We start from the raw sequence: 21542 nt of genomic DNA, 5'->3' as shown, positions 1-21542 counted from the left end.
CACCGCGGCGGGGCGGGGGTCAGGTCGCTTCACGGCAGGAGCGCGCCGAAGGTCTGGGTCCAGTAGTAGGTGAGGTTGCCGGTGCCCTCGTAGAAGCCGACGCCGGTGTGCGTGTACTGCGGGTTCATGAGGTTGGCGCAGTGGCCGTCGCTGTCGAGCCAGCCCTGGACGGTCATGCCGGGGTCGTCGGAGCCGGCGGCGATGTTCTCGCCGGCGACGGCCCAGCCGGTGTAACCGGCCTCGTCGAGGCGGTCGAAGGGATCCTGGCCGTCGGGGTTGACGTGGTCGAAGAAGCCGCGCTCGGCCATGTCCTGCGAGTGCTTGCGCGCGGCGCAGTGGAGCCGCACGTCCATGCTCAGCGCGGGGGCGGGGCCGAAGCTGCCCATGCTCCCGCAATCGGCGCCGTCGGCCCGCGCGGCGTTGATCCGCTCGAGCACCTGCTGCTCGTGCTCGATCCACGCGGCCAGCCACTTCTTGTCGGCCACAGTGTAGCAGTAGGGGGTCATCCACGCGGGGTCTTCGGCGCTGCCGCCGGTGGTGTCGTCGCTCGGGCCGTCGGTGGGATCGCCCGTCGAGTCGGCGGTGGGATCGGTGGTGGGGCTGGCGGTGACCGCCGCGGTGGCGTCCTCGGTCGCGGCGCCGCCGTCGTCGCTGCAAGCTGTCCCCAGGAACATGGCCGTACAGACCGGTACGAAGAGACAGGTGGTTCGCCGGGCGCGCGAGGTCATGGCGGCAGGGTAGCAGAGGCGCGCGCAGGACGGCGACGCCGGGCGCGCGGGCGGCAAGGGAGCCGGGGCGAGCGCGGCGAGGAATGACGAGCGCGTCGGGGTCGCGCGGGCGGGGGCGCGCGGAGCGTCACGGTGACTCGGGAGGGGGCGCGCGGGTGGATGCGCGAGGGCGTCAGCGGGGGGCCGCCAGGGTGAGCGTCCAGTAGGCGGCGCGCTGCGGCTCCTCGGCTTCCTTGGCCATGTAGGTGGCCTCGCGGCCGCCGACGCCGACGTCGGTGAGCTCGCGGGCGTAGAGCTGCCAGCAGCTGGTCGGGTTGTCGCGCCAGGCGGTGACGACGTCGGTGGCGTCGTCGAGCTCGTCGACGGCGTCCTCGGTGACGACCGCGACGACCTCGGCGAAGGTCGCGGCGTTGTACTCGAGGCCGGCCAGGCGGCTGCCGACGCCGAGGCCGTCAGGGTCGACCGAGCTGACGTACTCGCGCTCGATCATGTCGGCGGTGTGCAGGCGGGCGGCGCAGCGCAGGGCCGGCTGCATGCGCAGGGGCGGCGCGGGCGAGAACTGCAGCGTCCCGCAGCGACCGCCCTCGGCCCGCAGCTCGTTGATCCGCGCCACGACCTCGTGCTCGGCCTCGGCCCAGGCGTCGGGCCACTCGCCCTCGGCGACCGGCTCGCAGGCGGCCAGCTCGGGGACCGCGGGCGGGGTCGCCTGCTCGGGCGGCAGCGGGGGATCGCAGGCGAGGACGAGGAGCGCGCCGACGCACGTCCCGCGGAGCGCGGTGGCCATGGCCCGTGACGATAGCCGAAATTCCCGGCGCGGACGCCGTCAGGCGACCCAATAGCATCGGGCCGAGCATGGCTCGACCCGATGGGGTGGTGCGGATGGCGGAGGGCTAAGTTTAAGAGAGGGCTAAGTTCTTCGATAAGCCAGTGGTCAAGCCAAGTAAGCCAAGGTCGGGCGACTCGCCAGGAAGCGGAGGAAGCGGCGCGCCGCCCGTGCCAACCCAGGTGTGCAACGACGGGGCCTGCGCTGGATGTATTTGAAATAACAGAGGTTTGAAGCGGCGGCCCGATCCGGGCGGGAGATCGCGCGACGCCTGTGCCCGGGCGCCCGCCGGATCGCGTGACAGGTCTGTCAGGGGTTTGCCGCCGGCGCCGGATCGACGATCGTGGCAGGCGATGGACGCGAGCTCCCGGGTCCGCCTCAGCAAGTTCCTCTCGCTGCACCTGCGCCACGATCCGGCCGGCCTCGGCCTCGAGCTCGAGCCCGGCGGATGGGTCACGGTCGAGGCGCTGCTCGCCGCCTGCGCCCGCAAGCAGCGGCCGATCTCGCGGGCGCAGCTCGAGGAGGTGGTGCGCACCAGCGACAAGCAGCGCTTCGCGTTCGACGAGACGAAGACGAAGATCCGCGCCAATCAGGGCCACACGGTCGCGGTCGATCTGCAGCTGGTCCCGGCGGCGCCGCCGCCGATCCTGTACCACGGGACAGGCGAGCGCTCGGTGGCGGCGATCCTGCGCGAGGGCCTGCTGAAGATGCGACGCCACCACGTGCACCTGTCGGCCGACGCCGTGACGGCCCACCGCGTCGGCGCTCGCCACGGCCGCCCTGCTGTGCTGACGATCGACGCGGCGGCGATGGTGGACGCGGGCTTCGTGTTCTACCGCGCCGAGAACGGGGTCTGGCTGGTCGAGCACGTGCCGCCGGATTACCTCAGCGGGCCGTGAGTCCGCGAGACGCGTGCCGGCGGGCCAGTCGATCGCGCCCGGCAGAGATGTCCCCGAGGACATGCTCACAAGGCAATGTCCGCCTGGCCATGCCCTTTCGGGCATGTCCGGGCGGACACGTGATCACTGCGGCATGTACGCGTGGATCGTGTGCAGACCGGCGCCGCTGGGCGCCGTGGTGGGCTGGACGAAGAAGTGGAACTCGACGTTGCGGGCGACCGGCTCGGTGGAGGCGGTCTCGGCGACGATCCGGGCTTCGTCGATGCGGCCGCGAGCGGCTCGCAACATGGCTTTTCGGACAGGCTCCGCACGGGGGCCGACGAGGCGGAGGCAGAGGGTGGGGTTACGCTCGAGCTCGGCGAGGGCCTGGACGAACGCGGGCGGCGGCGGTCGGCGCGGCTGGGTCCGCGCGGGCTCAGGCTCGACGCGGGCCGTGGGCTGCTCCGGCGGCGCCTGCGTCGTCGTCGTCGGGGCACACCCGAGAACGGCGAAGACGAGGAGCAATGCGGCGCGGCGTACCACGCCCTCACCCTGATCGGTTTTTAGCGGGTGGGGCTGTGCATGCCCTCACCAGTCGGCGATAGCGGCGCCCCAGGTGAATCCGCTGCCGAACGCGACCATCGCGACCTTCTTACCGCGCACAAGGCGCCCTTCTCGCGCGCTCTCCGCCAGCAGCAGCGGGATGGTGGCGGCGGTGGTGTTGCCGTAGCGCTCGATGTTGTGGGGGACTTTCTCTTCGGGGATCTGCAGCTGCTGGGCGATGAACTGGTTGATGCGCAGGTTCGCCTGATGGAAGAAGAACAGGTCGATGTCCTGCAGGTCGAGCGACAGGGTCGAGCAGGCGCGCATCAGCGAGCCGACCATGGCGGCGACGGCGTGCTTGAACACGACCTTGCCGTCCATGCTCGCCCACAACATGTCCGCCGGAACAGTGCCGCTGCGGTCGGGGTTCTTGGCGACGAAGGGCCGCTGACGGATGTCCCAAATCTTCTGGCACAGGACCTCGGCGAAGCGGCCGTCGGCGCCGAGGTAGACGCCCCGCACGCCGCGGTCCTCGTCGGTGGCGGAGACGATGACCGCGCCGGCGCCGTCGCCGAACAGCGAGGACACGCCGCGGCCCTCGGGCGAGAGGTCGAGCGCGGCGGAGTGGGTCTCGGCGCCGACCAGGAGGACGTGGCGCGCCATGCCGGCGCGCACGTGGGCGACCGCGGTCGACAGCCCGTAGAGGAAGCCCGAGCACTGGTTGCGGACGTCGAGCGCGGGCACGAACTTGGCGTCGTCGCCCTCGCACAGGCCGAGCTTGCGCTGCAGGTAGACGCCGCTGCCGGGGAAGGCGTGCTCGGGCGAGAGGGTGGCGACGATGATGAGGTCGAGGTCGTGGGCGGCGAGGCCGGCTTCCTTCAGCGCGGCGCGGGCGGCCTCGACGGCCATGTCGGCGGTGCCCACCCCGGCCTCGGCGAACCGGCGGGCCTCGATGCCGGTGCGCTGGACGATCCACTCGTGCGTGGTGTCGACGCCGAACTCGTGGATCAAGGCGTCGTTGCTGACGACCCGCGGCGGCACGTAGGAACCTGTCCCTGAGATGTAGGCGTTGACCACTGCGGTCCTCCGGCGGCGCAGTCTAACACGCAGGTCCCACCCGGCCAGGTCGCGTCACGCGGTCGCGCAGGGCCGGCTCCGCTTCGCTCCCGCGGGCCGCAGGCGGCTGACGTCGCCTCGTGTGCGCGACGAGCGTGACGGCGCGTGACCGAAATATGACGGTCACGCGCGCGGCGGCGCGGGCCCGCGACAGGACGGCCACGCGCGGAGCGGCGCCAGGGCGACCGCGCTCAGTGGCCGCTGCGCGGGCCGCCGATGGTCATGCCCTCGACGCTGTCGAAGCCGTCGGGCAAGAACTTGCTCGGGTCGGGCGGGCCGAACTGCTTGACGCCCTTGTCGGTGCAGGGCTCGCAAGCGGTCTCGCTGAGGAAGTTCTGCATGACCTCGCCGCGGTGCGGGAGGAACACGAAGCGGACCGCGTCGGACAGCGGGAAGCGCGTGCCGAACGGACCCTCGGCGGTGAACTCCTCGCTGATGTGCACGAACCCGAGGCTCGGCTCCCACGGCAGGCCGTCGCCGAAGTCGAGGTTCTCGCCGAAGTTGTTGTGCTCGTGACAGCCGGCGCACGACAGCGAGAGCGCGCGGTTGATGATGTTGTCGGCGGTGACGCCGGGCAGCGTGATCGCGTCCTGGATCTTCTCGCGGAACGAGCCGCTGAAGCCGGACTGGATGCGGTAGTTGTCGAACTCGCCCTCGGAGTTGCTGGCGCCGGAGGCGAAGGTGCCGACGTCGGTGGTGAAGAACAGGTTGCTGCCGGCCTTCTCGAGGTTCGGCACCTGGCGCACGAACCACTCCTGGAACGCCTCGGCGCCCGGCCACGGCGAGTCGTCCTGGAAGAGCTCGGGGAACGGGTTGTCCTTGAGCAGCGTCGGCTTGATGCAGGCGGAGCCGCCGCAGTCGTGCACGAACTCGAACTGGCGCAGCTGCCAGGCGTTGGGCCCGTTCATGAACATGTTGGTGCGGATCTGTCCGCCCTTGGGGCCGTAGTGGTCGGCGTGCACGACCGGTCCGGCGCCGGCGGCGTCGACGAAGTAGAAGTCCTCGACGCGGTCGCGGATCTCGGTGATGTCGTCGATCTCGCTGAGGTCGGCCCAGAACTGCGCGATCGGTCGACAACCCTCGATGCCGCAGCTCGGGTTCGGGTTGGGCAGCGCGGCCTCGAAGATGATGAGGTTGCGATCGTTGGGATCGAACAGGCCGGACTGCTTGGCGAACACGATGCGGTACTCGCCGCAGTTGCTGCCGTCGAGCGGGGCGAGGTCGAAGCGGTTGAACACGCCGAGCGCGATGTACGAGTCGAAGTTGTTCTGCGGGTCGCTGAACGGGTCGGTGTCGGCGAGCCGGCCCTCGGGGCGCGGACAGGCGTGGGGGAAGGCGCCCATGCCCGGTGAGCCGTCGACGAGCTCGTCGTCGCAGTGGAAGGCGTCGGGGTGGACGCCGGGCTTCTCGTTGAAGTAGTCCCACCAGCGCTGGTAGAGGACCGTCGGCGTGACCGCAGGCGCGGGGCTGGTGTCCAGGATCTGCTGCATCACCCGGGAGAAGGTGAAGGGCTCCACCACCGTGAACTCGCTGAGGACGAACGAGCGCCGCAGGTCGAGCTCGATGTCGTCGCCGCACAGCTGGCCGCCGCCTTCGGGGGCCGCGAGCGCAGGTCCTGGCTTCGCCGACGGGCCGGGCTCCGGACCGAGGCTGTCCGAAGGGTCACATCCGGCCGCGGCGAGGGCCGCAGTCAACATCCATAAGTTAAGGTGCAACGTACGAGCGAGCACAGGCACAAGATAGCGGGCGCGCCGCCCGTCCGCCAGCGGGAAGGGCGCGCGTCCGCGACCGGGGAGGCTGCCGGGGCGGCGGACGGGGGGCCGTACGGGCCTCTCCAGGGCAGGCCGGGCGGCCGGGTCCGAAGCCGGTCCGGGTGCGCGGGGGCCGTCCGCCGGTCAGGAGCCGGTGCGCGCGATCTTCACCGGGTCCGGGGCGTCCGGCGGGTTCTCGGCCCATTCGGCCTCCAGCTCGGCCCACAGCCCCATGACGATGGCCTCCTGGTCGGCCCAGGCGGCCCCGTCGAGGCCCTTGGCCGGCTCGGCGCCCAGCATCTTGAGGGTGACCTGCTTGTCGGGGTCGAGCCCGAACTTGGCCGCGCGCCCGCGGAAGTACTTGCCCATGATCGCGGCGACGTTCTCGTTCTTGCTCGGGCACAGCTTGCCGCCGCTGACGGCCCGATGCACCGACTCCCACGTCGCGCGGGTCGTGTGCTGATAGGTGCGGCCGGCGGCGTCGGTGCATTCGATGGCAGATCCCGCCTTCTTGATCACGCGGGCGACGGCGCGGCGGTAGACCAGGATGTCGACGATCGCGTCGCACAGGACGCGGGGGTCGGCCTGGTTGTCCCAAACCTGCGTGAAGTAGTTGGAGTTCATGCCGAATAGGCCGTAAGTCTGCCAGTGCTCGGCGTCGGCGTGGTGCGGGTTGCCCTCGTACAGCTTGGCGGTCTTGCGCCACGCTTGTAGGCTGGCCTCCAGGTCAGGCGACAGGCGATGCACGAGCCCCTGCTGCAGGCTCGATTCGCGCGCGGCGACCAGCTGGAGCAGCTTGAGAAAATCGTCGCTGGCCTTGAGCCGCTTGACGACGTGGGCGAGCACGGCATAGGTCCGTTTCTGCTCGTTCCGCGTCAGCCGCGGGCGCTGCTCGTCGACGCTGTGAACGCACTGCCGAGGTAGGAACTGCTGGACCTGTGCGCGGTCGGCGGCCTGCGCGGTCTCGTCCGCGTCGGTCGCTGCCGGCACAGCAGCCAGCGGCGCGGCGACGCGAGTGGGTGCCTTGAGAACTTCGTCCAGGCTGCTCGGGCCGGTCCGGCCGACTGTGCTCAGGTCGCCGTCGAAGTCGTCGCCGTCGTCGTACCGGACCTCGTGGGCCGCTTCCGCGCTGGCTCCGTCGTCGAAGACGTCGGTGACGACGGCGACGATGTACGCCAGAGCTGTCAGTTGCACCAATCTCATTCCGCAACACTCCTTCGTCTCCGCTGAGCTCGCTGAGGTGGTTCGGCGCCTTGGCTCATCAGGCCGACAAGAAGAAACCGAAAGCGGTGGTCCGTCCAGTGCGCGCGTGCAGGAAATTGCCGCGCGCGCGAGCGTGCGGCCGCGTCAGTCGCGTGCATGTGCACGAGCGACCGGCGTGAGAATGTGACAGTCGCTCGTCTGTGTCCGCGCGTCCGCTTTGCTGCAGGCACAAGTTGTGGACAGCGCAGCACGCGTATACCCAAGATGTTGTATGTGGTGCGACTTCGACGTCGCGCACATCATCGCCGAGGTCTTAAAGCCGCATGCGTCGCGACGCGCCTCGAACACGCCACCCTCGCGCAGCGCAGGAACGCATGCTCTGGCTCAGACAAAGTCACGCGGATCGGCGTGCGCGTGCTGCGGTGCGGTCAGTTGACCGCGTTCGTCCGATCGACGCGCGGACACGCGACGACGATGCATGTGCAACCGTCGCGCTCAGCCAGCGAGTCCGCGCAGGCCACGACGCCGCAGCAACCACAAGAAGAACGGCGCGCCCACCAGGCTGGTGATCACTCCTGGAGGGATCACGACGCCGCTGGCCGAGCGAGCGATCGCGTCGACGAGGATGGTCGCGCTCGCGCCGACGAGCGCGGCGAGCGGGACGAGCCGGCGATGACCTGGCCCCGAGGACATGCGAGCGACGTGCGGCGCGACCAGGCCCACGAACGCCAATACGCCGGTCAGCGCGGTCGCAGCGCCCACGAGCAGGCCCACGGCGACGACGACGAGCAGCCGCAGGCGCGCCAGGTCGACGCCGAGCGAGGCAGCCGCGTCGCTGCCGAGGTGGAGCGCGTCGAGATCGCGCCGCAGCCACAGCGCCAGCGCGAGCCCGAGGCCGCAGGGGGGCACGGCCCACGACAGGTGCGGCCAGCTGCGGCCTTCGAAGCTGCCCATCAGCCAGTAGACGACCTTGAGCCCGAAGTCCCACTGGTGCGAGGCGAGGGCCTGACACACGGTGATCAGCGCCGAGCACAGGGCCCCGAGGGCGACGCCCGCGAGCAGGAGGACGGCGAGGCTGGCCTGTCGCCCGGCGGCCGCGAGCAGGAGGACCATGGCCGCGGCGGCACCGACGGCGGCGACGACGGGGATCGCCCACATCCCGGCGCGGTCGAGGCCGAACAGCAGGCCGACGACGGCGAACAGCGCGGCCCCGGAGCTGACGCCGAGGACCCCCGGATCGGCCATCGGGTTGCGGAACAGGCCCTGGCACAGCGCGCCCGCGGCCGCGAGGGCGGCGCCGACGAGGCCGGCGAGCAGCGCCCGCGGCAGCCGCAGATCCCACACGATCGCGCCGCGCAGCCCGAGATCGTCGCCGAGCACGCGGCGGCCGATCACGCCCAGGGCCTCGCCGAGGCCGATGTCCCCCGGACCTGTCCCGAGAGACACGAGCAGCGCGAGCGGGATCGCGGCGGCGGCCAGCCAGGTGGTCCGCGTCACGGCCGCTCCGCGAGCAGGCGATCTTGCAAGATCTCCGCGGCCCGCGCCATCCCCTCGCCGGTGCTGGCGAGCGCGCGCCCCGGCACCGCGAAGATCCGCCCGCTGCGCGCGGCCGCGGTCGCGCGCACCCCCGGCAGCGCGGCGACGGCCGCCTCGGCGGCGGGGCAGGCCGGATCGTCGGGCTCGGCCGCCGGGCAGCCGATGACGATCACCGGCGGGTCCCACGAGACCATCAGCTCCAGGGCCACAGGGACATGTCCTTCGAGACCTTTCTCTTTGGCCAGGTTCGAAAGGCCAGCCGCCTCGGCGATGTCGTCGAAGCTGGTGCCGCCGGCCGCGGCGTGGCCGTCGCCCCAGCTGATCGCGGCCAGCGGGGCGGCGGGGCGGCGGGCGGCCAGGCGGGCGAGGCGGGCGTCGAGGTCGGCGAGCAGGCGCTCGCCCGCGGGCGGGTCCTCGACCACCGCGGCGAGCCGGCGCACGTGGGCGCGGTAGTCGGCGAAGCCGGTGAAGCGGGTGAACTCGAGCAGGCGGACGCCGTGGCTGGCCAGCAGCTCGCGGACCTCGGGCGAGGTGAAGCTGGCGATGATCGCGAGATCGGGTTCGAGCGCCAGCAGGCCCTCGGAGGTGAGCGCGCGCCGCGGGGTCGCGGGCGGCCACACCCCGGCGACGCCGGAGTAGCGCGGGTCGTCGGCGAGCGCGCTGACGCCGACGACGCGGGCCTGCGCGGCCGGGCCGAGCGCCCACAGGACCTCGTCGGCGAGGATCGTCTGCGAGACGATCCGGCGCGCGGGCGCGTCGCCGACCTCGCGCGCGGGCGCGGGCGCACCTGTACAAGCAGACAGGGCGAAAAGGACAGCGAGGCCGCGCGGCACCGCGGGCAGTCTAGTGCCGCGCGCGCGGCATTTCGACCCCTTTTCGCCCGCCGCGAGGGGAGCGCCGGTCGGGATGGCCCGTGAGCGCGTCCACGACGGGGCTGGCGACGATCGCTCGCGGTCCGCGGGCATGGCCCTCACGGGATCGCCACGGCCGCGTACGGGGCGAGGCCGAGCGCCAGCGGGGCGCCGGGCAGCGGCGCGGGCGGATCCTGGCGCAGGTCCCACGCGCGCAGGCCCGAGGTCCCGTGTGCGCGGTCGCCGAAGTAGAGGACGTCGCCGACGACCTCGAGGCTCTGCTCGACCGATTGCAGGCCGGCCGCGAGCTCGACCAGCGGCTCGTCGCGGTCGAGCGCGGCGCGGAACAGCGCCAGCTCGGCGAAGTCGGCGCGGTAGGCGGCGAGGTAGACGTCGGCGCCGCCGGGCCCGAGGTCGAAGGCCTGCGGCTGGCGGTAGTCGGTCAGGCCGGCGTCCTGCAGGCGCGCCTCGCTGACCGCCCACGCGGATGTCCCCGAGGACAGGTCGACGCGCTCCAGCCCGGTGGTCAAGACCAGCGCGGTGCGGCCGGTGGGGTCGGCGGGGTCGAGGCGGAACTGCCGGGCCCACGCGCCGAGCAGCGCCAGGCCCTGGGCCCCGGGCGTCTGCGGATCGACGTCGTGGACGGCGCCGCTCTCGAGGTCGACCGCGGCGAGGCGGGCCCGCGGCTCGTTCGGCACCAGGCCGGCGTCCTGATCGACGCGGTCGACGGCGACGAACAGGACGCCGCCGCACAGCAGCAGGTCCGAGGCCTCGGGGTTGCCGTCGGCGTCGGCGAGCCGGCCGAGGTCGATGCGCCCGGTCAACCTGGGGTCTGTCTCATCGGCCAGGTCCCACACCTGCACCTCGGGGGCGCCGAACAGCGAGACGTAGCCGCGGCCGTCCTCGCCGACCACCAGCGCGTGCGGGTTGGCGCTGACGACCGCGGGATCCTCGGCGACGACGGCCCGCTGGGCCAGCAGGCGGAAGCCGTCGTCGGGGTCGAGCACGTCCAGCGCGTCGAGGCCGTAACGGTGCAGCACGTAGGCGAGGCCGCCGAACCAGAACGGCTTGGCGTCGGTGCTGCCGAGCGCGACGTCGGCGTCCGCCCGGAAGTCGGCCAGAGTCACCGCGCTGACGCCTCCGGTGGCGAAGTCGGTGGTCGTCACCAGCAGGCGGGTCGGCGCGGCCGGCTCGCCGACGCAGGCGCCGACCTCGCGCGGCCAGCCGGCGATCGGCAGGGGCGCGTCCGAGGCCGGCGGACCCTCCTCGACCGGCGCGCCGCCGACGTCGCAGGCCGCGACGACCAGCGCGAAAGTACAGGTGCGAACGGACATGTGCATGAGGACCTGGCTCTCAGGGCAGGGGGATGAAGGTCCACGGCGCGACCGCGGTCTTGAGCCCGTCGCCCAGCAGCTCGTTCTGGGTGGCGGGGTCGTAGACGCGCACGCGCGGAGCGGCCGAGTTGGCGTCGCCGATCCACAGGTTGCCGCCGAGCCGCTCGAGCATCTTCTCGCCGGAGTTCAGGCCCGCGAGCACCTTGATCGGCGCGGCCGGCTCGCCGCCGTCGAGGCCGACCTGGAACACCGCGGCGCTGGGGAACTCGCCGTCGGTGGCGGTGAGGAAGATCGAGGCGCCGTCCTGCGCGAGCACGAAGGCCTGCGGGTCGAAGCCGTCGATCCCGGCCTCGGCCAGGACCTCGGGCGCGACCGCCCACTCGGATGTCCCACGGGACAGGTCGACGCGCTCGACGCCGGAGGTCAGGACCAGCGCGGTGTGGCCGCTGGCGTCGGCGGGGTCGCGGCGGAGCTGCTTGGGGTAGGGGCCGAGCAGCGCGATGCCCTGGACGCCCTCGGTCGCGTCGTCGAGGTCGAGGACCGTGCGGCCGGCCAGGTCGACGGCGACGAGGTAGCTGCTGTCGACCGGCGCGAAGTCGACGAGGCGCTGGACGCCGACGAACAGCACGCCGCCGCACGCGAGCGCGACCCCGGCCTCGGGGCTGCCGTCGGCGTCGGCGACCGGCGAGAGGTCGATCTCGCCCTGCAGCCAGGCCGACGAGTCGGCCGCCGAGAAGTCGTAGATCTGGACCGCCGGCGCGGCGAACAGCGGCACGTAGGCGAGGCCGTCGGCGGCGAAGGTGACGCCCTGCGGGTTGGGATCGTCCGAGGCCGGGTGGGTGACGTCGACCGAGCCGCGCAGCAGCCACTCGCCGGCGCGGTCGACCACGTCGATGCGGTTCTGGCCGAAGCGGTGGACCATGACCAGCCAGTCGGCGGTCGCGCCGAGCACTGTGTCGGTGGTCGCGGGCAGGATGTCGGCGGTGACGCTGAGGTCGCCGACCGCGACCCGCCCGAGCCCGGCCGGAGCGACGAAGTCGTTGGTGATCAGCGCGAGCTCGGTCGCGCCGTCGGGCCCGAAGTCGCACGGGGCGTCGAGCTCGACCACGACCGGCGCCTCGCCTGTCGTCGGGGACATGTCCGTCGTGCCAGATCCATCGGTGTCGGTGCCGGCGTCGGTGTCGCTGTCGGTGTCGCCCTTGGCGGGGTTGCAGGCGGCGAGGGCGAGGGCGGTGGTGAGGAGGGCGGGGCGGCTGATCATGACGGTCTCTCGGTGGTTCGCGGGCGGCGCGGCGGCTGGAGGTCGACGCGCAGGGTGGTCCAGAGGCTGGTGCCGGGGAGCGGGAAGAAGAAGAAGTCGCTGATCGGGACGGTCACCGTCGGGCTGCCGGCGACCGGCGGGCGCCAGGCGGCGACGCGCGCCCCGAGCAAGTTGCGGACCTCGAGGGCGAGGTGGATCCGCGCGAGCAGGTGCAGCTCGAGGAAGGCGCCGACGACGGTGCGCGCCGGGACCTCGAAGCGGCCGCTCGGGTCGAGGAAGGTCCGCGCCGCGTGCTCGACCGTGGCGCCGAGGCGCGGGGTAAACTCGCGGCCGCGCAGGTCGTAGGCGTGACCGGCGGCGACCTGCACGAACAGCTCGTGGCGTGGGCGGCCGGGCAGCGGCTGGCCGAACATCGATGGCTCGGCGCTGCCGTTGCGGGTGGCCAGCAGGGTGTAATTGCCGCGTAGCTCGAGGTCGCCGCCCAGAAGGCGCAGCGCGGCCGCGGCCTCGAGCCCCGCGACGCGGGCGCGATCGAGGTTGGTCGGCCGCAGGTACGGGCCGGTCTGCGTCCACGCGATCAGGTCCTCCGACCAGGTGACGAACCCGGCCGCGTGGGCGTACAGGCTGGTGCGCGCCGGCGGGGTGCTGACGACGAGGCCGCCGTCGAGGCCGGTGCCGCGCTCGGGCCGCAGCCCCTCGTTGCCGACGGCGTAGCCGCGATCGCCGAACAGCTCGACCAGGGTCGGCGGGCGGAAGTAGCGGCCGGCGCTGGCGCGCAGGCTGAGACCTGGCCGAAGGGACAGGCGCATGCCGAGCCGCGGCGACACGCCGACGCTGGTGTGATCGCGGCCCTCGTCGCTCTGCTCGCCCTGGCCGGCCGGGACGGCGAAGGCGCTGCGCAGGACGTCGAGCCGCACCGCGGGGGCGAGCTGCAGGCGGCCGGCGAGCAGGCGCTGGTCGAGCTCGAGGCCGAGGCCGCCGGCCACGCGCCGGCGGTCGGCGTCGCCGGTGGCCCCGAGCGGACCGGTGGAGGCGGCCCGCTCGTCGACGCGGACGAGCTCGCCGCGCACGTCGGCGACCAGGCCGAGCTCGGCGCCCCGCCACACGCGGACGCGGCCGCGCGGCGAGGCGTAGAGGTCGAGCGCGCGCGTGCGCTGGTCGTCGCGGGCGAGGCCGATCTCGCCGACCGGGTCGCGGAAGCGGGCCTGCTCGGCGAGGACGCCGAACACGCCCTCGACATGTCCCTGCGGCCAGGTCCGACGGACCCGCGCGACCGTCCGCGCCGACACCGTGCCGAGCCGGGTGTGGCGGGCCTGGGCGCCGGTCGCCATGCTCGGCACGCCCTGCTCCTTGACGAACACCAGCTCCTGCACGCTGTAGCGCAGGTCGCCGACGCGGCCGTGGACGGCGACCTGGGTCAGGGCGCGGTCGTAGCCGTTGTTGACGCGGCGGTCGAGGCGATCGTCGCTCGGGTCGAGCGGGGTCTCGCCGATGTTGTAGAAGCGGAAGTCGCCGGCCGAGCCGGTGTAGCCGACGCGCACGTCGAGGCAGTGGGCCGCTGATGGCGCATAGGACATGTTTTTACGGACATGTCTCGAAGGCCTGGCCCGCAGCGGGACGGTGGCGCCGACGCGGGCCTCGCGGGCGGCGAACGAGCCGGCGCCGACCACCGCGCGCAGGCGAGGCTCGGGGGCGCAGCGCAGGTCGGAGCCGAGGTCGACCGCACCGCCGAGCGCGGCCCCGCCGTAGGCGATCGGCACCAGGCCGCGGTAGATGGTGACCGCGCCGAGGGCGTCGAGCGGCAGGTCGGCGAGGTTGACCACGCCGCCGCTGCCGGCCGACAGGGGCACGCCGTCGAGGAACAGGGCGACCTGCTGCGCCGACGAGCCGCGCAGCGACAGCGCCGAGTACTGCCCGAGGCCGCCGAGGCTGCGCACCGTGGCGCCGGCGCTGCGCGCGAGGATCTCCGGCAGACCGTCGGCCGACCGCGCGCCGCGCTCTGCGGCCAGCTCGATCGCGGTGTGAAACCCGGGCCGCTGGGCGTCGAGGCGGCGCTGGGCGTCGAGACCGTCGCCCTCGCCGGCGCGCACGACGGTGCGGTACGGCCCGGCGACGCCGCGCTTGCGTGCGGGCGAAGCAGGAGAGGACTCGCGCGCGGGCGCTGCGGCCTCGCGGCTCACGGGCGCCTGGCCGCGCGCGGCGGCGCTCGGAAACACGACGAACGCCGCGACGACGGCACGGACGAGGCCGCGGAGGCCCGGTATGAAGGGGGCGAGGGCGATGGCGAGTGAACTCCCGTCTCACCAGGCTCTCGAAGGTCGAGAGCCGTCACGGCACGGAGCCGTGCATGCGGATCGCAGGAGTGGGGCCACGCGAACGCGCCCGAGGTCGACCTCCCGCGACCTCCCGCCGCAGCCGAAAGGCGCGGACGGACGTGGCACACGGCAGGTCTCCTGGCTTACGGGTCATCCTCGACCGGCGCCTTCCCACGGCCCATGGCCGCAGTGGTCCCCTCACGGGGTCGCCGGTCTCGTCGCCGTTCACAGTGGCGGGAGCCGCATCGGATTGGGCGCGCCGACGTGAGTCGAGGCACCGCACCGATTTCCCTCTTCGAACCGGGCTGGAGATCCAGCCCGACCGCGTGCGCGGATGGCTTGTCAAGCAGCGCGCCTCGGACCTGTTTTTCGGGCGAGGCGAGGGCCTTACTGCGCTTTCGGGCGCGCGATTGTCAACGGCGCGATCGCGCGCTGACTCACGTATTTGGGCTCGTTTTTCCGGATCTGCCGGGGTTTTGCGAGTTGAGAGCCCCATAAAAAAAACGTAAGTTCCGAAACATGCTGCGCTCCTCCATCGCTCTCGCGCCTCTCTTCTGTCTGTCGGTCGCGTCCGCGTGTTCGGTCGCCGCCAGTGACTCGGGTACGGAAGGGCCCGACACGGGCGACACCAGCGCCACCGGCACCGACTCCGAGCCGCCCGGCGAGAGCACCGCCGAGTCGACCACGGGCGAGCCGTTCGAGCCGTTCCCGGCGCGCGGCGGCATCGTCATCGACCGCGTCGAGGCCAACTCGGGCGTGGCGGTGATGATCGGCAAGGACGGCGCAGAGGTCGCCGGGGCCGAGCGCGTGGCCTACCTGCCGGCGCGGCGGGACACGCTGGTCCGCGCCTACGTCAAGCTGCCCGAGGGCTGGGTGCCGCGCGAGCTCGAGGCGCAGCTGCACCTCACCGGCGGCGGCGTCGACAAGGTCTACAAGGCCAAGCTGCTGGTCGAGAACGACTCGCGCGACTCCGACCTCACCAGCACCTTCTCGTTCGGCGTCAAGGCGGAGCACGTCCAACCTGGCCTCAAGTACAGCATCTCTCTGTGGGAGACGGCACCTGGCCAGGAGGACAGCCCCGAAGGTGACATGCCGCCGCAGGCGCCGTACAGCGGCACCGCCTTCGTCGGCATCGAGAACGCGGTCGCCAACATGCGCGTCGTCCTCGTGCCGGTCGACTACAACTTCGGCGCTTGCCAGGCGAAGGTCGACGGCGCTGCGATCGAGGAGGAGTTCAAGCGGGCGCTGTTCCAGCAGAACGCGCTCGAGTCGCTCGAGTTCACCGTCCACGAGCCGTACCCGGTGACCTTCAACATGACCGAGTACCAGGGGCTGTCGCGGCTCGTCAGCGAGATGAGCCAGCTGCGCACCGCCGAGGGCGCCGATCCGAACGTCTACTACTACGGCCTGTTCGACAACTGCGGCGAGTGCATCGGCGGCGGCGGCGGCATCTCGTCCGGTTGCACCGTCGGCCTCGCCGCCGACATCACCGGGCCCGACAAGTCCCACGCCTCGCGCCGGGCCGCCGCGGGTCAGCTCAACGGTGGTGCCGCGGACACCTTCGTCCACGAGATCGGCCACACCCAGGGCCGGCGCCACATCGAGTGCCCCGGCGGCAACTCGCAGGGCAACGACGGCACCTACCCGCACGCCAACGGCGTCATCGGCGTGTGGGGCTTCGGCATCCAGGACATCCGCCTGCGTCACCCGAGCACGCACTCCGACTACATGAGCTACTGCGGCTCGACGTGGGTGTCCGACTGGCAGTGGAACGCGACCTACCAGCGGATCCGCACCCTCAGCGGGTGGGACCTCGAGGGCGCCCCGGCGCCGGGCGACGATCATCGCGAGGGCGGCCTGCTCCTCGGCGCGATCGACGACGGCCAGGAGATGTGGTGGACCGCGCCCGGCACGATCGCCGACGACGAGCCGCGCAGCGCCACCCACACCGTCGACTTCGAGTTCGCCGACGGCACCACGCCGGTGGCCGCCCAGGTCAGCGTCCGGCCGCACGGCACCACCCTCAACATCGTCGCGCCGCTGCCGGCCGACTTCGATCGTCGCCAGCTGCAGGGCTTCACCTTGCGCGCGCCCGAGGGCGACAGCGCCGTCGAGCCGACGGCCGTCCGCTGGCTTCACCGCCCGGACTACTTCAAGGCTGCCGAGTAAGGGGTAGGCCGCGCGGGAGATCTACTCCGCGCGCGGCTGCGGCGCGCGGTCCGCTCGCCTGTCACGGCGCGGCGGCCAGTGATTTCTAGCCCGCGGACGCGCGCCCGCGCCGGCTATCCAGGACCTTGGACTTGGGTTAGCCTGGGCCCACTGGAGTAAGCGGATGCTCGACTTCCCGATCGCAGAGCTCATCACCCCCGAGGAGCAGGTGGCTGTCGCCCGCGCCGTGGCGATCATGGCATCCCGCGACAACCAGGTCTCCGACAGCGAGCGCCACTTCGTCGAGGAGCTGATGGGACAGATGATGCTCCTCCCCGAGGAGCGCGACCTGGTCCGGCGCGAGTTCTCCCACCCGTCCGATCTGTCCAACGTGGCGCGATCGGTCCAGCACCGCGAGGCGCGGATCTTCCTGTTCTACCAGGCGGTCTGCGCCGCCCTCGCCGACAACAAGATCGTCGACGGCGAGATGGAAGCGCTGCTGTTCCTGGCCGAGGCGTTCAACTTCCGCCGGGAGCACGCCACCGCCTTCATCGCCTGGGTCCGCGACACCCTCGACCTGCGCGAGCGCGGCCAGCAGCTCCTCATCGAGATGTGAGTCGCCGCCGTTTCTGGCGCGGGCGGCCGTTCTGAGCCGCCCGGCCGGGACTTGCGCCTTCGCCCCTCACCCCCCATACTCCGCCCCCCATGGCCCGCGTCACCGTCGAAGACTGCCTCGAGCTGATCCCCAACCGCTTCGCCCTCACGATCCTCGCCGCCCGTCGGGCTCGGGCGCTGCTGGAGGGGAAGGGCACCGCGCAGGTCGCATGCGACAACAAGCAGGCCGTGACCGCCCTCCGCGAGATCGAGGGCGGCCAGGTCCGCTACCAGGAGCAGATCACCGGCGTCATGCTCGAGTACATCGAGGAGCAGCGCCAGAAGCTCAAGCTCACCAGCAACGACAACACCTTCCTCGAGGCCGCGGCCTTCAGCGTCATCGAGGGCGAGGAGGAGTCGGAAGAGGGTGACACCATCCCCGAGCTCACCGCGGACTTCGAGAAGGTCGGCATGGCCCCCGAGACCACCGAGGGCGACGAGAACGTCGACGTCGAGGAGACCGAGGCCGAGCCCGAGGCCGAGGCCGAGGAGGAAGAGGAGCTGGGGCCGGCCCCCGACCTCGACGACGCCGCCGGCCTCGAGGACCTCGACGACGCGGGCCTCGACGACGAGGAGCTCTCCGGCGACGCGGCCGAAGAGGACGACGAGTAGCCGAGAAGGTGCCCGTGCGTCCGTCCGGCCCGAACTCGCGCCGCAGCACCGCAGGGGTGCTCGCCGCGCTGTTCGGGCCGTTCGTGCTTCTTGCGCCGGCCGGCTGCGTCGACAAGACCCCGCCGCCGTTGTGGCCGACCCCGCCGCCGCCGCCGATGGCGACCCCTATCGGCGTGACCGAGCGGCCGGTGAGCGCCGCGGGCGGGCAGGGCAGCGAGAATGAAGAAGCATCCATGAAGCCGGCCGTCGCCCCGCCGGCCGTCGACGCCGGCGCGGCCCATCAGCCCGAAACGCCGCCGGAGCAGCCCGGAGCGCTCGGTCCGTGGCAGCCGGCGCGCGCGCATCGCTGAGGCCGCGCCGTCCGGCGTTTTGTGCTACCGATCCGGCGTTCTGCCATGACGCCGCCTTTTCGCAAGATCCTGGTCGCCAACCGCGGTGAGATCGCCCTGCGTGTGTTCCGGACCTGCGCCGAGCGTGGGATCGCCACCGTGGCCGTGTACAGCGACGCCGACCGAGACGCCCTGCACACCACCATGGCCGACGAGTCGGTCCACATCGGCGCCGCACCGGCCGCCGAAAGTTACCTGCGCGTGGAACGGATCCTCGCCGCCGCCAAGGCGACCGGCGCGGAGGCCATCCACCCCGGCTACGGCTTCCTCAGCGAGCGCGCCTACTTCGTCGAGGCGTGCAAGGAAGCGGGCGTGGTGTTCATCGGCCCGAGCGCGCACGCGATGAACGTGATGGGCGACAAGGCCGGCGCGCGCAAGGCGATGCGCGAGGCCGGCGTGCCGGTGGTGCCGGGCTTCGATGACATCGCCGACGCCGAGCAGGCCGAGGCCGCGGCCCGCGAGATCGGCTTCCCGGTGATGCTCAAGGCCTCGGCGGGCGGCGGCGGCAAGGGCATGCGGATCGTGCACGAGGCCTCCGAGCTGCGGCGGGCCTACGAGGGCGCCGCGCGCGAGGCCAAGGCCTCGTTCGGCGACGACCGCATGCTGATGGAGCGGGCGGTGCTGAGCGCGCGCCACGTCGAGATCCAGCTGATGGCCGACCAGTTCGGCGAGACCGTCTACCTCAACGAGCGCGACTGCTCGGTCCAGCGGCGCCACCAGAAGGTGATCGAGGAGAGCCCCAGCCCGAGCCCGCAGATGACCCCCGCGGTGCGCCAGGCCATGGGCGAGGTGGCGGTGCGCGCGGCCAAGGCCGTCGACTACACCGGCGCCGGCACCGTCGAGTTCCTGTTCGAAGAGACAGCCAAGGGCCCGCGCTTCTACTTCCTCGAGATGAACACGCGGCTGCAGGTCGAGCACCCGGTCACCGAGGCGACCTGCGGGCGCGACCTCGTGTGGGACCAGATCCGCGTCGCCGCCGGCCAGCCGCTCGGCTACACCCAGGCCGACGTCGAGCTGCGCGGGCACGCGGTCGAGTGCCGCGTCTACGCCGAGGACCCGCGCAAGTTCCTGCCCTCGCCGGGGCTCGTGCGGCTGGTCCGCTGGCCGGTCGGCGCCAACATCCGCATCGACACCGCCGTCGCCTCGGGCAGCGTCGTCTCGCGCTTCTACGATCCGATGATCGCCAAGATCACCACCTGGGGCCCCGACCGCGCCGCGGCGCTGGCCCGCATGCGGGAGGCGCTGCGCGAGACGGTGGTCCTCGGCATCGAGACCAACCTCGCGTTCCACCTGCGCTGCCTGGACGAGCCCGACTTCCTCGCCGGCGACTTCTCGACCCGCTACATCGACAAGCACCCCGACCTCGTCGCCGAGCACGTCCCGAGCGAGGCCGACGCGCGGGCGATCGCTGCGGCCGCCGCGGTGCGAGCGGCGGAGTCGCTGTCGCGTGGTGCGTCGACTCAAGGCGGCGAAGCCGACGTGTCGGCCTGGCGCCGCTCGGCCCGCTGGCGCGGCTGAAATCTTGCGAGCCCGATTTTTCTGCGTCGTCGCGTGAGCTAGGCACGCGGCGACGGCGATGGATCCGGCCGCGCTTTTTTGCCATACCACTCGCCCGTGGCATCAAGTCGCGGGAAGCACACCAAGTTCATCTTCGTCACGGGCGGCGTCGTTTCCTCGCTGGGCAAGGGTCTCTGCGCAGCATCGATGGGCGCGCTGCTCGAGGCGCGCGGGCTCAACATCGGCCTGCAGAAGCTCGATCCGTACCTCAACGTCGACCCCGGCACGATGAACCCGACCCAGCACGGCGAGGTGTTCGTCACCGACGACGGCGCCGAGACCGACCTCGATCTGGGTCACTACGAGCGCTTCGTCTCGCACCGGATGTCGCGCCACAGCAATTATACTTCGGGACAGATCTACGAGGCCGTGATCCGCAAGGAGCGGCGCGGCGAGTACCTCGGCCAGACGGTCCAGGTCATCCCGCACGTGACCAACGAGATCCGCAGCTGCATCCTCGCGGCGGCCGAGGGGCTCGACCTCCTGATCGTCGAGATCGGCGGGACCGTCGGCGACATCGAGAGCCTCCCGTTCCTCGAGGCGATCCGCCAGCTGCGCCTGACGCTCGACCCGCGCGACACCGTGTTCGTGCACCTCACGCTGCTGCCGTTCATCCGCACCGCCGGCGAGCTGAAGACCAAGCCGACCCAGCACTCGGTGATGAAGATGCGGGAGATCGGCATCCAGCCCGACCTGCTGGTGTGTCGCTCCGAGCAGCCGATCAGCAAGGGCACGCGCGACAAGCTGGCGCTGTTCACCAACGTGCGCGCCGACAGCGTCATCTCGCTGCCCGACCAGGACATCATCTACAAGGTCCCGATGGTTTTGCGGGCCGAGGGCCTCGACGACAAGATCTGCGAGATGCTCAACATCTGGAGCCGCGAGCCGCCGCTCGAGGAGTGGCGGCGGATCGTCCACACCCTCGAGCACCCGCAGCATCGCGTCTCGATCGGCATCGTCGGCAAGTACGTCGACCTCGCCGAGAGCTACAAGAGCCTGCACGAGGCGCTGGTCCACGGCGGCCTCGCCTGTAACGCCGCGGTCGACATCGTCTACGTCGATGCCGAGCAGATCCAGGCCTCGGGCGCCGAGGCGCTGCTCGGCGGGCTCGGCGGCGTGCTGGTCCCGGGCGGCTTCGGCTCGCGCGGCAGCGAGGGCAAGATCGCCGCGATCCGCTACGCCCGCGAGCGCAAGATCCCGTACCTCGGCATCTGCCTCGGCATGCAGATGGCCGTCTGCGAGTTCGCGCGCCACGTCGGCGGCATCGCCGGGGCCCACAGCACCGAGTTCGACCCCTCGCTCGACGGGGCCGTGATCGCGCTGATGGCCGAGCAGGCGGACGTGGCCGACAAGGGCGGGACCATGCGGCTCGGCGCCTACGACTGCGACCTCGTCGCGGACAGCCTGGCGGCGCGGATCTACGGCCGCGGCAGGATCTCCGAGCGTCACCGCCACCGCTACGAGGTCAACAACCGCTACCGCGAGAAGCTCGAGGCCAGCGGACTCGTGCTGTCCGGTCGTTCGCCTGACGGCACCCTCGTCGAGATGATCGAGCTGCCGCAGGACCGGCACCCGTTCTTCGTCGGCTGCCAATTTCACCCCGAGTTCAAGAGCCGGCCGACCGCGCCGCATCCGTTGTTTACGGCGTACATCGCCGCGTCTTTGCAGTACCAGCGCGAGCGCGCCTGAGGACCCCGCGGGGCCGGTTTGGGGCGTGCGGCCCCGGAAGATCCGGCCGGGGATTGCGCTGCAATTCGCGGCGCCGCGACAAATCAACGGCTCGTCACCGCGTGCGAGCGTCCGAGGTGGGTGCGGGGGGCACCCGTCCGGTCGCCGTTGGTTC

17 protein-coding genes, 1 pseudogene and 1 riboswitch are annotated in these 21542 nt (G+C 72.1%); of the genes and pseudogenes, 7 read left to right on the top strand and 11 right to left on the bottom strand.

The genetic code is table 11. The annotated features are described in order from the left end of the window. Window positions 1-29: 29 nt before the first annotated feature. Both OV090_RS33140 and OV090_RS33135 read right to left on the bottom strand, forming a co-directional pair. On the bottom strand, window positions 30-728 hold the full coding sequence (locus OV090_RS33140) for a CAP domain-containing protein (RefSeq protein ID WP_267708676.1): 699 nt from the start codon (window positions 726-728) through the stop codon (window positions 30-32). Between the two features lie 172 nt (window positions 729-900). Beyond that, window positions 901-1512: a CAP domain-containing protein gene (locus OV090_RS33135; protein ID WP_267708675.1), complete on the bottom strand. Its 612-nt coding sequence runs from the start codon at window positions 1510-1512 to the stop codon at window positions 901-903. Between the two features lie 392 nt (window positions 1513-1904). Between OV090_RS33135 and OV090_RS33130 the strand changes: the two genes are divergently transcribed. Next, window positions 1905-2450 (top strand): RNA 2'-phosphotransferase, encoded by a 546-nt coding sequence (locus OV090_RS33130; protein ID WP_267708674.1) that lies wholly within the window; start codon window positions 1905-1907, stop codon window positions 2448-2450. A gap of 123 nt (window positions 2451-2573) precedes the next feature. On the opposite strand, the gene OV090_RS33125 is transcribed toward OV090_RS33130, so the two are convergent. The 9 genes from OV090_RS33125 to OV090_RS33085 all read right to left on the bottom strand — a co-directional run bounded on the left by OV090_RS33125 (window position 2574) and on the right by OV090_RS33085 (window position 14204). Then, a complete protein-coding gene (locus OV090_RS33125; protein ID WP_267708673.1) occupies window positions 2574-2972 on the bottom strand; it encodes a hypothetical protein in 399 nt (132 codons plus the stop codon). A 45-nt stretch (window positions 2973-3017) separates the two neighbouring features. After that, window positions 3018-4049: a beta-ketoacyl-ACP synthase III gene (locus tag OV090_RS33120; RefSeq protein ID WP_267708672.1), complete on the bottom strand. Its 1032-nt coding sequence runs from the start codon at window positions 4047-4049 to the stop codon at window positions 3018-3020. A gap of 230 nt (window positions 4050-4279) precedes the next feature. Next, window positions 4280-5785, bottom strand: coding sequence for a hypothetical protein (locus OV090_RS33115; protein ID WP_267708671.1), 1506 nt, complete (start codon window positions 5783-5785; stop codon window positions 4280-4282). A 198-nt stretch (window positions 5786-5983) separates the two neighbouring features. Beyond that, entirely contained in the window at window positions 5984-7033 is a 1050-nt protein-coding gene (locus OV090_RS33110; RefSeq protein ID WP_267708670.1) for a hypothetical protein, read from the bottom strand. 504 nt (window positions 7034-7537) lie between these two features. Then, entirely contained in the window at window positions 7538-8539 is a 1002-nt protein-coding gene (locus OV090_RS33105) for an iron ABC transporter permease (RefSeq protein ID WP_267708669.1), read from the bottom strand. Then, window positions 8536-9411 (bottom strand): ABC transporter substrate-binding protein, encoded by an 876-nt coding sequence (locus tag OV090_RS33100; protein ID WP_267708668.1) that lies wholly within the window; start codon window positions 9409-9411, stop codon window positions 8536-8538. Before OV090_RS33100 ends, OV090_RS33105 begins: the two co-directional genes overlap by 4 nt. Window positions 9412-9548: 137 nt before the next feature. Beyond that, the gene (locus OV090_RS33095) at window positions 9549-10763 is read right to left on the bottom strand and encodes a hypothetical protein (RefSeq protein ID WP_267708667.1); all 1215 of its coding nucleotides are present in this window, start codon (window positions 10761-10763) and stop codon (window positions 9549-9551) included. Between the two features lie 19 nt (window positions 10764-10782). Further along, complete coding sequence (locus tag OV090_RS33090; RefSeq protein WP_267708666.1) at window positions 10783-12024, bottom strand: hypothetical protein; 1242 nt, start codon at window positions 12022-12024, stop codon at window positions 10783-10785. Continuing rightward, entirely contained in the window at window positions 12021-14204 is a 2184-nt protein-coding gene (locus OV090_RS33085; RefSeq protein ID WP_267708665.1) for a TonB-dependent receptor, read from the bottom strand. Before OV090_RS33085 ends, OV090_RS33090 begins: the two co-directional genes overlap by 4 nt. Window positions 14205-14449: 245 nt before the next feature. Then, a riboswitch (cobalamin riboswitch) is annotated at window positions 14450-14681 on the bottom strand. Window positions 14682-14858: 177 nt separating this feature from the next. On the opposite strand from OV090_RS33085, the gene OV090_RS33080 reads away from it, so the two are divergent. From OV090_RS33080 to OV090_RS33055, 6 genes and pseudogenes are all read left to right on the top strand, one after another. After that, entirely contained in the window at window positions 14859-16508 is a 1650-nt protein-coding gene (locus tag OV090_RS33080; RefSeq protein ID WP_267708664.1) for a hypothetical protein, read from the top strand. 163 nt (window positions 16509-16671) lie between these two features. Next, window positions 16672-17103 carry a DUF533 domain-containing protein gene (locus OV090_RS33075; protein ID WP_224194965.1) on the top strand — a complete coding sequence of 144 codons (432 nt, stop codon included), beginning with the start codon at window positions 16672-16674 and terminating at the stop codon, window positions 17101-17103. Window positions 17104-17192: 89 nt separating this feature from the next. Next, window positions 17193-17366 (top strand): annotated as a pseudogene (rpoZ, locus tag OV090_RS51100) (DNA-directed RNA polymerase subunit omega); the annotation flags it as partial. A gap of 401 nt (window positions 17367-17767) precedes the next feature. Beyond that, window positions 17768-18103, top strand: coding sequence for a hypothetical protein (locus tag OV090_RS33065; protein ID WP_267708663.1), 336 nt, complete (start codon window positions 17768-17770; stop codon window positions 18101-18103). Window positions 18104-18148: 45 nt separating this feature from the next. Beyond that, window positions 18149-19660, top strand: coding sequence for an acetyl-CoA carboxylase biotin carboxylase subunit (locus tag OV090_RS33060; RefSeq protein WP_267708662.1), 1512 nt, complete (start codon window positions 18149-18151; stop codon window positions 19658-19660). A 96-nt stretch (window positions 19661-19756) separates the two neighbouring features. Next, the gene (locus OV090_RS33055) at window positions 19757-21388 is read left to right on the top strand and encodes a CTP synthase (protein ID WP_267708661.1); all 1632 of its coding nucleotides are present in this window, start codon (window positions 19757-19759) and stop codon (window positions 21386-21388) included. The last annotated feature ends 154 nt before the right edge of the window (window positions 21389-21542 follow it).

It is taken from the genome of Nannocystis sp. RBIL2 (assembly GCF_026626745.1).
Taxonomy (GTDB): Bacteria; Myxococcota_A; Polyangia; order Nannocystales; family Nannocystaceae; genus Nannocystis.
Note: the sequence above shows the minus strand (reverse complement) of the source record. Positions and strands in the feature narration are given on the sequence as shown.